This is a genomic window from Lichenicola sp. GTC18331 (genome assembly GCF_055386855.1).
In genome coordinates this window covers 2,839,948-2,851,941 of the sequence record NZ_AP045015.1, presented here as the reverse complement: position 1 = coordinate 2,851,941, position 11,994 = coordinate 2,839,948, and the positions used below count along the sequence as shown (strand labels likewise).

At 67.6% G+C, this 11,994-nt stretch carries 8 protein-coding genes; 6 read left to right on the top strand and 2 right to left on the bottom strand.

The genetic code is table 11. The features are described from left to right. Positions 1 to 90 precede the first annotated feature (90 nt). From ACZ5BM_RS12990 to ACZ5BM_RS12970, 5 genes are all read left to right on the top strand, one after another. On the top strand, positions 91 to 2,292 hold the full coding sequence (locus ACZ5BM_RS12990; RefSeq protein WP_498911622.1) for a ribonuclease R family protein: 2,202 nt from the start codon (positions 91 to 93) through the stop codon (positions 2,290 to 2,292). Next, positions 2,289 to 4,070, top strand: a complete 1,782-nt coding sequence (locus tag ACZ5BM_RS12985; protein WP_498908517.1) for a S41 family peptidase — start codon at positions 2,289 to 2,291, stop codon at positions 4,068 to 4,070. The genes ACZ5BM_RS12990 and ACZ5BM_RS12985 overlap by 4 nt, the downstream gene beginning before the upstream one ends. Positions 4,071 to 4,083: 13 nt before the next feature. Beyond that, the gene (locus tag ACZ5BM_RS12980) at positions 4,084 to 4,422 is read left to right on the top strand and encodes a DUF1491 family protein (RefSeq protein WP_498908515.1); all 339 of its coding nucleotides are present in this window, start codon (positions 4,084 to 4,086) and stop codon (positions 4,420 to 4,422) included. A 210-nt stretch (positions 4,423 to 4,632) separates the two neighbouring features. Further along, complete coding sequence (locus tag ACZ5BM_RS12975; protein WP_498908514.1) at positions 4,633 to 5,280, top strand: class I SAM-dependent methyltransferase; 648 nt, start codon at positions 4,633 to 4,635, stop codon at positions 5,278 to 5,280. 5 nt (positions 5,281 to 5,285) lie between these two features. After that, complete coding sequence (locus tag ACZ5BM_RS12970) at positions 5,286 to 7,187, top strand: tetratricopeptide repeat-containing sulfotransferase family protein (RefSeq protein WP_498908513.1); 1,902 nt, start codon at positions 5,286 to 5,288, stop codon at positions 7,185 to 7,187. A 15-nt stretch (positions 7,188 to 7,202) separates the two neighbouring features. On the opposite strand, the gene ACZ5BM_RS12965 is transcribed toward ACZ5BM_RS12970, so the two are convergent. Continuing rightward, positions 7,203 to 7,415: a hypothetical protein gene (locus ACZ5BM_RS12965; protein ID WP_498908511.1), complete on the bottom strand. Its 213-nt coding sequence runs from the start codon at positions 7,413 to 7,415 to the stop codon at positions 7,203 to 7,205. A 55-nt stretch (positions 7,416 to 7,470) separates the two neighbouring features. Beyond that, positions 7,471 to 10,350, bottom strand: a complete 2,880-nt coding sequence (locus ACZ5BM_RS12960) for a porin family protein (protein WP_498908510.1) — start codon at positions 10,348 to 10,350, stop codon at positions 7,471 to 7,473. Positions 10,351 to 10,821: 471 nt separating this feature from the next. Here ACZ5BM_RS12960 and ACZ5BM_RS12955 point away from each other — a divergent pair, with 471 nt between their 5' ends. Beyond that, positions 10,822 to 11,970 carry an OmpA family protein gene (locus tag ACZ5BM_RS12955; RefSeq protein ID WP_498911620.1) on the top strand — a complete coding sequence of 383 codons (1,149 nt, stop codon included), beginning with the start codon at positions 10,822 to 10,824 and terminating at the stop codon, positions 11,968 to 11,970. Positions 11,971 to 11,994: the final 24 nt, after the last annotated feature.

The following is an 11,994-nucleotide window of genomic DNA, read 5'->3' as shown; positions in this document are numbered from 1 at the left end:
GTGGCGACCCAGGACGGGGACGACGCACCGGACCCCGGTCCGGCCGGGACGACGCCGGACCCCGCGCCGCCCGCCCGGACGGGCGGCACCATGCCGTCGCGCGAGGAGATCCGCCGCTTCGCCGCCCGCACGCCGGGCCGTGTCGGCAAGCGCGAGGTCGCCCGCGAATTCGGCCTCGGCCCCGAACACCGCATCGCCGTGCGCGAACTGCTGAAGACGCTGGAGCGTGAGGGCGAGCTCGCCCGCGCCGGCAACAAGCGCTTCCTTGCCCCCGGACGCCTGCCGGAACAGGCCGTCGTGGTGGTCACCGGCACCGACACGGACGGCGACGCTCTGGCCCGCCCGCTGGACTGGGCCGGACCCGGCTCGCCTCCGGTGATCTTCATGCATCCCGAGTTGCGCGGCCGCCCCGCTCTGGCGCCGGGACAGCGCGTGCTGGCCCGGCTCAAGCCGATCGGCACCGGACGCTATGAAGGCCGCACGCTGAAACGTCTCGAATCCCGCCCCGGACGGGTGCTGGGCCAGTTCCGCCCGGTCGCGGCCGATGCCGAACCCTACCGGCGCGGCCGGATCCCGGAAGCCGGGCGCATCGCCCCCACCGACAAGCGCACCAAGGCGGAATGGTCGGTCCCCGCCGGCGAAACCGGCGGCGCGGAGGACGGCGAGATCGTCCTCGCCGAGCCGCTGCCGCAGATGAACGGCGGCCTCAAGCCGGTGCGCGTGGTGGAGCGGCTCGGCCCGCTCGGCGATGCCCGTTCCGTCAGTCTGATCTGCATCCACACCCACGACATCCCGCACGAATTCCCGCCGGACTGTCTCGCAGCGGCGGAGGAAGCCGGCCCGATCGGACTCGGCGACCGCACCGACCTGCGCGCGATCCCGCTGATCACCATCGACGGCGAGGATGCACGCGACTTCGACGACGCTGTGTTCGCCGAAGCCGATCCCGACCACCCCGGCGGCTGGCGCCTCGTCGTCGCCATCGCCGATGTCGCCCATTACGTCCGCCCCGGCGCACCGCTCGACCGCGAGGCTCGTCTGCGCGGCAACTCGGTCTATTTTCCCGACCGGGTCGTGCCGATGCTGCCGGAAGCCCTGTCCAACGGCTGGTGCTCGCTCAAGCCCGGCGAGCCGCGCGGCTGCCTGTTCGCCGAGATCCGCATCGGCGCGGACGGCGCCCGCCACGCCCATCGCTTCGGGCGCGGCCTGATGCAGAGCGCCGCACGCCTCACCTACGAACAGGTGCAGAAGGCGCGGGACGGCACTGCGCCGCTGCCGGTGCAGCTCCCCGACGGGCTGCTCGACAGCCTCTACGGCGCCTTCGCCGCCTTGCAGGGCGCGCGCGAACGGCGCGGCACGCTCGATCTGGACCTGCCCGAACGCAAGGTTGTGATCGAGAACGGCGCTGTCCGGGCCATCCTGCCGCGCGCCCGTCTCGACAGCCACAGGCTGATCGAGGAGTTCATGGTGCTGGCCAACGTCGCGGCGGCGCTGGAGCTGGAACGGCTGCGCCAGAGTCCGCTGTATCGAATCCACGCCCCGCCCTCGCCGGAAAAGATCGAGGCGCTGCGCGACGTTCTCGATACGCTGGGCCTGTCCCTCAAGCCCGCCGGCGCGCTGCGCCCCGCCGATCTGGACGCGATCCTGCAGAAGGTGGCCGGCACCCCGGATGCGCCGCTCGTCAACGAATGCGTGCTGCGGGCGCAGTCGCAGGCCGAATACAGCCCGGAGAACCAGGGCCATTTCGGTCTCGCCCTCGCCCAGTACGCCCATTTCACCAGCCCGATCCGCCGCTATGCCGATCTCTGCGTGCATCGCGCCCTGATCGCCGGCCTTCGTCTGGGCGACGATGCCGGTGGTCCTGCCGATCCTGCCGCGCTGGAAGACACGGGCGAACACATCACCGCCACCGAACGGCGCGCCGCCCTGGCCGAGCGCGATGCGGTGGACCGTTACATCGCTGCACACATGGCAGACAAAATCGGAGCGGGGTTCTCCGCGCGCATTTCGGGAGTGACCCGGTTCGGGCTTTTCGTCACATTGCCGGAGAGCGGCGCCACGGGGCTGGTGCCGGTCGCTTCCCTGTCCTCCCCAGACGATGATGCCGGCGAATTCTGGATGCATGACGAATCCGCACGGACTCTGGTCGGACGACTTTCCGGTCGCGCCTTCCGTCTGGCCGACACTGTCGCCGTGCGGCTCGTGGAAGCGGCCCCGCTGACGGGCGGCCTGCTGTTCGCGATCGATCATCCGCCCGCCACACCATCCCGGCACGGCGGACGCCGCTCGTGATCGCGGCGATGCGACGCGGTCTCGCCAAACGGACCGGCAAGCCGGTCGATGCGGCGAAACTCCCGGATCGCGTGCGGGCGGCGGCAACGCTGGCTGCAGCCGCCGGCGCCGACATGCTCGCGCGGGTCCGGCCGAGCGCCGCGGCCGATGCCGCTCCCAGGACGGAGAAACGCCCGGACGGCGTGAAGCGCTCCGGCCGGCGGCGCAGGAACGCGCGCCGCATGGCGGTGGTGGTTCTTCTGCTGGTTCTGCTGCTGGCGGCACACGCCGCGCCCGACCAGGCCCGCGCGGCCGATCCCGCGCCTCCGTTCGACAGCGCGCTGACCGGGAACGTGGTGGACACCGCCCTCACCGTTCTGCGCCCGCGCACGCTGGAGCCGCACAGCGCGGCCGAACTCACCCTCTGGGGCCTGAACGGTCTGACCGCGATCGACCCGGCCTTCACCGTCACCAGCACGCCGAAGCAGGTGATCCTGTCCACGCCGCAGGGCGCGCTGTTCACGGCCCCGCGCCCGGCGGAAGACGATGCGCAGGGCTGGGCCGCGCTCATGGCCGCGATGTCGCAGGCCGCATGGACCGCCTCGCCCGCCGTGCAGCAGGCGGGCCAGCAGGCCGTGATCCAGAACTTCTTCGACGAGATGTTCAACCATCTCGACCCGTATTCGCGCTACGTGGCGCCGGCCCCGGCCGAGACCGACCGCACCACGCGCGTCGGCGGCACCGCCAGCGCCGGCATCACCCTGGTCAAACAGGGGCGCCAGCTCGTGGTCTCGACCGTGAACGCCAACGGCCCGGCCTGGACCGCGGGCATCAATTCCGGCATGCGCCTCGTGTCCATCGACGGGCAATCGGTGCGCGACATGACGCCCGCCGACGCCGCCAACCTGATGCTCGGCGACCCCGGCAGCAAGGTCACCCTGGTGCTGGCCGAAGCCAACGGACGCCACGAAACGCGCTACACGCTCGACCGCGCCCAGGTGCCGCCGGAAACCGTGTTCGCGTTCAGCAACAAGGACATCGTCATCCTGCGCGTCACCGCCTTTTCCGCGGACACGGCGCAGGAGATCAGCCAGTTCCTGGAACAGGCGATGGAACCCGATCCGCACAGGCCCAAGCTGCACGGGCTGATCTTCGATCTGCGCGGCAATCGCGGCGGCGTTCTGCAACAGGCCGTGACCTCCGTGGCGCTGGTGCTCGATCACGGCGTCGCCGTCACCGCTAAGGGACGCGACCCGCAGGCGAACCATGTCTGGGCGGTACAGGGCGGCGACCTAACCGACGGCGTGCCGATCGTGGTTCTGGTGGACGGGCGCACGGCCAGCGCGGCCGAGATCATGGCCGCAGCCCTGGCCGATCAGCGTCGCGCCGTGGTGGTCGGCTCCTCCACGCTGGGCAAGGGCCTGGTGCAATACATCGCGCAGATGCCCGATGGCGGCGAGCTGTTCGTCACATGGAGCCGCGTGCTCGCCCCGCTCGGCTGGCCGCTGCAAGGGCTGGGCGTGATGCCGCAGGTCTGCACCTCGCTCGGTCAGGCCGAGCTCGACCGGCAGCTCCAGGATCTCAGCGACGGCGTGTTCGACCAGCGCGAGGCGGTGATGGCCGAACGCGCCGCGCGCTCGCCGCTGCCGACCGCACGCATCCTCGAACTGCGCGCCCATTGCCCAGCGGCGATCGGCGGCGATGCCGATCTGGACGCGGCGCGCACCCTGCTGGACACGCCCGGCGCCTATCAGGCCGCCCTGGTGCCGACGCCGTCGGACCGGCGCATCGGCCAATAGGAGCCGCGAGGCCATGACCGAACCCCGTCTGAAATCCGGCCTGCGCGCCAGCGCCATGGTCCGCACCGCCAACGGGTCGGGACGTTCCGGCATGGTGCTGCGCCGGGGCGACGAGGACGCGGGCGCGATCCTGCTGGTGCTGCGCGACCGCGCCGGCCGCACCGTCGTCCTCACCCAGACCCGCACGCGCGATGGCGAAGCCGCCTGGAGCCGGGGCACAGGCGACGAGCCGGTAATTGAAGCCGAGGCCGACGCCTATGTGGCCCGTCAGGTCTCGCGCGATCCGGATCTCTGGGTGCTGGAAATCGAGGGGCCGGACCTGCAAGCGCCTCCCGGCGTGGTGATCGTCTGAAAACGCCGTAACACGTCCCACGGCCCGGCGACCGGGACGCTTTCCCCTGCTACGCTGCGCCGGTTCGATCCCGGAGTAACGACGATTCCCGACCAGTCCGCGCAGAGCTTCGTTGCTCCCGCTCCCACCAGCCGCGCGGCCAGCCCGACGCGCACACGCACGCGCAGCGCCCAGGCCATCATCCACCAGCTTTTCGCCAAGAGCCGTGCCGTGCGCCGCCTCACCGTCGGCTCGCTGGCCCAGGTCGAGCTGGCCATCATGGGCGGCCACAAGCAGAAGGGCGCGATGCAGACCATCCGCCGCGTCCGCAGCGAGCGCGAAAGCCTGCTCAGCGGCAACGAGGCCTTCACCATCCATTCGATCGCCCGCGCCCAGCGCGCCGTGGGCGGGATCATGGCCGAGGTCGGCGTGTTCCAGGGCTGCTCCGCCAAGCTGATCAGCCTGGGCGGACGGCCGGACGAGCTCCATCTGTTCGACACCTTCGAAGGCCTGCCCGACCCGGACCGCTCCGAGCGCACCTCCATGCGCCGTGGCCACTACGCCGCCTCGCTCGAAGCGGTGAAGGCCTATCTCGCCGATCAGCCCAACCTGCATTTCCACAAGGGGATGTTCACAGGCGAGAACGTTTCCTGCGCCGATCGCCAGTTCTCGCTGGTACATCTGGACGTAGATCTGAAGGAAGGCACCCTCGCCTGCCTCAACTTCTTCTATCCGCGCATGCTGCCGGGCGGCGTCATCATCAGCCACGATTTCTCGTATCTGGCCGGCGTGCGCGAGGCGTTCGAGGAGTTCCTGGCCGACAAGCCGGAAAACCCGATGGAACTCTCCACCTCGCAGGTGATGGTGACCAAGCTCTGAGCAAGATGCCGCGGCAGCCGGCCATACCTCCGCGGCAGGAAGCACTCAGCGCGTTCGAAGCGGGCGATTACCGGCGGGCGGCACCGATGCTGGGTGCACTGTTGCACCATCTTCCGTCCGACGCCGTGCTGCAGCGATGCTGCGGCATGGCGCTGGTCCGCACCGGCGAGGCCGAACGCGGCGTCCGCCATCTGCGCCGCGCCGTACAACTGGCGCCAACCGATCCGGTCTCCGCACTCTGGCACGGCATTGCCCTGCAATCGGTCGGTCGGAGCGAGGCGGCGGCCGAGGCGCTGCTGGCCGCAGCACGTCTCCGACCGGACGACCCTGCTCCGCTCGTCCATCGCGCCCGCGCCCTGCTGGCCGCGAACCGGCCGGCGGAGGCTCTCGTTGCCGCGCAAGGCGCGGTGACGCTGGCGCCCGCGCTACCGGACGCGATCCATGCGCTGCGGCAGGCCGAACTCGCATCGCTCGCAGAACCGGATGCGGGGGCCTGGCGCGCTCTCGGGCTGGCCTGTCTGGCACTTGATCGGATCGTCGACGCACGCGTCGCGCTGGAACGGGCCGCCGCGCTTTCGCCGGACGATCAGGGAGTGATCGTGCCTTTGGCGCGGGTGCTGCACGTGTCCGGGGAACCGCTCGCGGCGCTGGCGATGCTGCGAACGACGCCGAACGGCGACGCTGCCATCGACGCCGTCCGGGCGGCGTGCCTCGTCATGAACAACCAGCACGCGGAAGCCCTGGCACTCCTCGGCACCGCGTCCAATCCCTACGCCCGGGCGGTTCGGATCGCCGCATTGCTGTCGGCGAAACGGATCGACGACGCTCGCGCCTGGCTCGGACGCGAGACCGGCGATGCCGGCGCCGCGGAGATCCTGTTCGTGCGGCATGGCTTCCGACTGGCAGCCCTGGACGGGCGCAACGATGCGTTGCCCGGGCTGGCGAACTGGCTCGGCACCCTGGCAATGCGGCGGGACGATTTCTGGATCGAGGACAGGCTGGACGCCTTGTTCCTGTTGGGTGACTGGCATCACGCGCAGAAACGCCCCGACACGGCATTCGCCCATTGGCAAGCGGGGCACGCCCTGCTGGCTGCCGCACAACCTTTCTCGCGCGACAGGCATCAGTCACTTCTGACCGAAATCCTGCGCGTTCGGCCCGGTAGCGATTCAGGCGTCACGGACCAGACGCCGGTCTTCATCGTAGGCCTGCCCCGCACCGGCACGACTTTGCTGGAACACATCCTGGCAGCCCATCGCGACGTTCACGGCGCTGGCGAGCGCCTCGCCATCCGCGAAAACCTGCTTAAGCTGACGGGCGAGACCGCGATCGACACCGCATTGCAGACTGTCGCCGGGCTGGATCGAGAGACGCTGGCAGACGCCGCAGAACGTTATCTCGGCGAACTGAAGGCACTGGCACCCGGTCGACGTTACGTGCTCGACAAGATGCCGGACAATCTCCTGTTTCTTTCCTTCATCGCACGGCTTCTTCCCGGCGCACGCGTGATCTTCTGCGACCGCGACCCACGCGACGTCGGTCTGTCGATCTTCCGGCAGCGCTTCCTCGGGCATCACCCCTATGCACACGATCCCGCCGATCTGGGCTGGTACATCGCGCAACAGAACAGGCTGGCGCGTCACTGGCGGACCACGCTGCCCTTGCGCATGCTGTCGGTGAACCATGCCGACTGGATCGAGGATTTTTCCGGGACGCTGACCCGGATCCTGGCGTTTCTGGACCTGCCGCACGACCCGGCCTGCGAGGCGTTCCATCAACAGGATCGCGTCGCGAACACGGCCAGCCGCGAACAGGTGAAGCGCCCGGTCAACGCAGACGGCGTCGGTCTCTGGAAAGACTATGTGGCGCCGCTGACTCCGCTGCTACGGGAACTGGACGCGAGCTGAACCGCCCGCGTCGGTTTAGCGCGCGCCGCCAGGGCCACCGGCGCCATTGGCGCTGAGTCCCGGGTCGGTGGTGCCGTCATGCGCCCCCGTATCCGCGCCCGAGAACAAGCTCCCCGTTGAAGCATCGCTGTAGGAGCGATGCTGGCTCGGCGTATAGGGACCGGTATCGCAGGCTGCCAGTGTGGCGATCGCACAAACAGCCAGTGCAGACGAAACGAGACGGAACATCGTATTCCCCTCACACGAAGTCCGGCCGCCGGAAAGGCGGCCGGACCGATCCAGCTTAGAAGCGAACCTGCAGGCGCGCGTAGAAAGTGCGGCCCAGCACGTCGTAGACCTGAGGCGCCGTGTTGGTGCTGGCGTCCAGCGCGAACGGCGGGGTCCGATCGAACAGGTTGTCGATACCGCCCACGAGCTGGAACTTCTTCCAGTTATAGGTGGCGCTGATGTCATGGTAGAAAACTTCGTTCGTCTTGAAGAAGCGGGAGCCGGCAGAAGGAGAATTACCGCTCGAGTCCGCATAGTTCATGCCGTCGATGTAGCGGACCGTCCAGGAGAAGTTGAAGCCGCCATTGGAGTAGGCCAGCGTCGCGTTATCGCGCAGCACCGGATAGCCCGCCAGATACAGGCCGGTGTTGATGGCGGTGAGGCGCCCCTTCAGGTTGATGAACGGACCGTTGTTCTGCAGCTGCTGAACGAAGCCGATCTGGTCGGTCAGCGAGTTGGTCAGCGTCAGACGCTGACCGCGGCCCAGATTCCAGTAGTAGCTCAGATCGAAGTCAATGCCGTTAGCACGCAACTCGCCGAGATTCTGGTAGACGGCGACGACGTTGTTCAGCTGCGTGGAAGCGAGGCGCTGGCCGGAATTGGCGCAGTACGGGCTCGAGAAGTTCACGCTGGTATAGCACTGGTCGAGCACGTACTGAGTGCCCGTGGTGCCAATCTGGTTCTCGATCTTCGTATGCCAGTAGTCGATCTCAGCCGACAGATGCGGCACCCAACGCGGGGTGATCACGGTGCCGATCGTGTAGGTCCGCGACGATTCCGGGTTCAGCTGCGGATTGCCGCCCGTCAGGGTGGCGATCTGCTGGCTCTGCTCGGAATAAGTGGAGCGGTTGATGCCCTGCTTGGCGCAGTTCGCAGCAACGACGCCGTTCAGCGAACCGTAATCGGACACGCTGGCGTCACACGGATCGTTCGCCTGGTTGAAGCCGAGCGTGCGGCCGCCGAACGCTTCGGCGATCGCCGGCTGACGGACGGAGGTGCCGATATTGGCGCGGAAGCGGATATCCTGCGTCGGCGACCAATTGATGCCGGCCTTCCAGTTCTCCACCGAACCGAAGGTGTTGTAGTCGGACCAGCGGCCGGAGATGTCGGCGTGCAGATCCTTGGCCATCACCAGGTTCTTCAGCAGCGGGATGTTCAACTCGCCGAACACTTCCGTCACGTCGAAGCCGCCGCCGGTCGGGTTCTCGATCGCCGCGGTAGAGTCGCCGGCATGGATGATGCCGTCGGGATGATACGCACCGTTCTCGCCGCGATGCTCCATGCCCAAAGCAAGGCCGAGCGGACCGTACGGCAGCTTCAGCAGCTTGTTGTTGGTGATGGTCGCGCCGACGTCGCGGAACTGATAGATCGCCGCCGAATGCGCGGTGAAGGTGTCGTACTTGATCGCCGCGGCGCTGGCATTGTTGGCGCCGAACGGATTCAGCGGCGAACAATTGCCTGTGCAGACACCAGAATTATAGATGCCATCGTCGATGACACCGTCGTTCAGGCTTTCGAAGCCGACCGAGTTCATCAGGTGGCTCCACTGCACCTGTCCGGTATACGCGATGTTCGCGACCGACTTTCCGTAGGTGTAGTAAGCGTCGTAATCCCAGTTGCCCCAGATGTTGCCGCGCGCGCCGCCAGTGGCCTGGAAGGCATCGGTGCTGGCGTTGTAATCACGCACGCCCCAATCGGTGATCCGACGGGTCATGAAGACGTTCTGGTCGATACCGAGCGCTTCGGCGAACGGGTTGCCCTGCGGAACGTCGAAGGACTGCCCGGTGTTCGGGTTGCCGGTGATCGGCTGGCCGGACAGCTGAGTTTGAGTGTTCTTGTGGGTGTAGAAGGTCGAGGCGTACAGCGTCAGGTGGCTGTTGACGTCGAAATGCGCATTGCCGTCGAGCTGCCCGTCCGTCAGACGCTTATACAGATAGCTGTCGTAGCCGTAGTCGTAGCGGCCGTTTGCCGTCGGGTTGCCGCCGTTGGCCCCGAGATAACGGTTCCGGAACGGAACCAGCTGGTTATTCACGGTAGTCCCAAGCGGACTTCCGTCTGCCGAGCTGAAGACGCGGCCGTTGGTGACGTAGCCGGAACCAAACAGATACGGATTGCCGATTCCCTGATCCGCCACCGCAACCGGCGACGCCCAATCACGGTCTCTCTGGTAGACAGGGCCGGAATCCTCATACCGACCGCTGAGCACGACGTTGCCGCGGCCCTGGGCGAAGTCGAACCCGGTCATGCCGGCGATGTCACCGGTGGTATTGTCGCCGGACGCGGTGATGCGTCCACCCAGGTTCAGCTGGGTGCCGACGAAGTTCTTCTTCATGATGATGTTGACAACACCGGCCACGGCGTCGGCGCCATAAATGGTCGAGGCGCCGTCTTTCAGCACTTCGATTCGTTCCACCATGTTGATCGGAATGGTGTCGAGATCGACGCAGTCATTGCCCGAGCCGAAGCCGGAATGCACGAAGCGGCGCCCGTCCACCAGGAACAGGGTGCGCGTGATGCCCAGGTTGCGGATGTCGAGGCAGGAGGCGCCGTTGGAGCCGTTGTTGGTGCCGCCTGCGATGCCGTCGGTTCCGATCGACGGCAGCTTGGTCAGCACATCCTCGATTGTCTGCGCGGAAGACTGCTCGATCTGCTTCGCCGTCACGACGGTGATCGGCGACTCGGCCGTGGCGTTGCTGACGCGCAGACGCGAGCCGGTCACCACCACGTTCTCGGAGCTCGGAGGAGCCGTACCGGCTTTGGTGGCTGCGGCGGTCGACGCCAGCGGCGTGCCGGTGATCTGCGCGAGCGCGGGTGCCGCGCCGAGAACCGGCGCCAGCGCCATGGCCGCGATCGAACCGCAAAGCAAAGCGCGGGAAGACAGGAAGCGGGGCGTCATCGACTTCAACTCCATTTCCGGCTGCGCCCGACCGGGACGCACTGGAACGAGACAGACACAGAACCGAACAGATCGTTCTCCCTTCGACATTGAACCGATACCGCAATGTTGGTGTCGGTATCTGTCGTATGGAGCCTGGAGATCGACCTCTTCGCAGAAGATGGGGGGTCATCGGATCAGGCGGGTCGCCGCGCCGATGGTTGCGCTCTTTAAACGGCAGCAATGCCCACCCATGCAATCCCCGCATGGAACCTTCCCGCAAGATGCACGCCGCTCGTTGCGGAAAAGTCACAGATTGTTCACCTGGGATACGATCTGCGAAGGCCTCCCTGTGGCCCTCCTGCATCACTCCCGACAGGAGTGCTTCAACCCGCAACGAAAACCGGCTACGTGCGATGGATTGGGAATACGGCTGCGTCGCGGCCGGCTGCCGGCCCTGTGACGGGGCGAAACGATAAGGGCGTGCGCACGATGGAACGACGCAACTGGTTCTGGACGGTGTCCGCCCTCGCCCTGGCAGGCGGCGCCGTGCTCGGCGGCGCCTCCAAGGCGGTCGCGCAGCCCGTTCAGGGTCTTTATGTCGCCCTCGGCGGCGGCGGCAATCTCGCCCAGGACCAGACGGTGCGTCTGTCACCGCAGCAGCCGAGCGGCCAGCTGCGCTATGGCGCCGGCGTGGTCGGGCTCGGCAGCGTCGGCTGGGGCTTCGGCAACGGCTTCCGCGTCGAAGTGGAAGGCAACTACCGCAACGACCCGCTGCAGCATTTCCGCGGCACCCGCTTCCCGACCCTGGCCGGCGGCTACCAGGAAACCTATGGCGGCATGGTCAACGCCCTGTTCGACATGGATATCGGCAAGAGCTGGCTCTACCCGTATTTCGGTGTCGGCGCCGGCTATGGCTGGGCGCACACCGCCGCGCATTATGCCGGCACGAACTATCCGTATGCGGAGCGCATCGGCGGCACCAGCGACGGCTCGTTCATGTATCAGGGCATCTTCGGCCTATCGGTTCCGGTGCCCTGGGTGGTCGGCCTGAGCACCACGGTGGAATACCGCTTCACCTCCCTGCTCGGCCCGCAGCGCTTCACCGGCGACGGCATCGGAACGGAAGGCGCGTTCGGTCCGAAGCCCTATGGCGTGTCACGCGGCAATCAGGACATCACCACCAACTACAACCATTCGCTGCTGGTCGGCGTGCGCTACGAGTTCAACCCGGCCCCGCCGCCGGCTCCGCCGGTCATGCCGGCGATCCCGGTCGCTCCGCCGCCGGCCGAAGCGCGCACCTATCTCGTGTTCTTCGACTGGGACCGCTCGGATCTGACCGCACGGGCACGTGAGATCGTCGCCCAGGCCGCCCAGGCCTCGACCCACGTCCAGACCACCCGGATCGAGGTCAACGGCTACACCGACACCTCGTCGATCCATGGCGGCGCGCGTGGTGCGGCCTACAACCAGGCCCTGTCGGTGCGGCGCGCGAAGAGCGTGCAGGCCGAGTTGGTGCGCGACGGCGTTCCGACGTCGGCGATCGACATCCACGGCTACGGCGAGACCCACCCGCTCGTCGCCACCGGCCCGAATGCGCGCGAGCCGCAGAACCGTCGCGTCGAGATTATCCTGCACTAAGCAACTTAATGGCGCGGGCCTTTC